Genomic DNA, 598 nt, shown 5'->3' on the forward strand with positions numbered 1-598 from the left:
CGGTCTTGCGGCCCGGCATGTTGTGGGCATCGCGGGCGTTGACCAGGATCACTTCCAGCCCGTCGTCCTCGAGCAGATAGTAGAACGGTCGCCAATAGTCGCTGGTCGCTTCCATCACCACCAAGCCCACCCGCTCGTTCAGCAGGTGGTCTCTGAGCTCCAGTATCCGGGAGGTCATTGCCTCCCAGGTCGTGATCGAGGTGGTGGTGGGCCGGTTCCCGGTGCCCTGGACACGGATGCAGACCTTCGCGTCCTTCTTCGACACATCAATGCCCGCGCACCGCGGGTGGATGACTTCCATGCCCGATCACCTTCCTTGAACCGTTCCTGCAGGGCAAGGGTGTCTGTGTTCCGGGGAGGGCGGATGCAACAACAAATCTGACATTCGTGCTCGAAGGCTACAGTCCACGGTCCCGCGGACAACATGATGTGCCCTCCACCACCAGATTGAGGCGCAGGCTCACTGGCACTACAAAACGACCGGGGTCAACCGAAACACACTCCCAAGTCTGCTCCGCGCAACCGGCACCACGCCAGAGACCCCGCCCCTGCACACATTTTCCATGCCCACGGCGGGGCGAAGCCCCTGGGTAATTGA

Annotated in this window: 1 protein-coding gene; it reads right to left on the minus strand. The window is 61.9% G+C overall.

Annotated features, from left to right (window positions below; genetic code table 11):
• The coding region (locus tag D3654_RS10135) for an IS110 family transposase (RefSeq protein WP_162943700.1) at positions 1 to 301 on the minus strand (301 nt) is incomplete at its 3' end.
• Between the last annotated feature and the right edge of the window lie 297 nt (positions 302 to 598).

The sequence above is a fragment of the Arthrobacter celericrescens genome (genome assembly GCF_003614925.1).
In the GTDB taxonomy this organism is placed as follows: domain Bacteria; phylum Actinomycetota; class Actinomycetes; order Actinomycetales; family Micrococcaceae; genus Arthrobacter; species Arthrobacter celericrescens.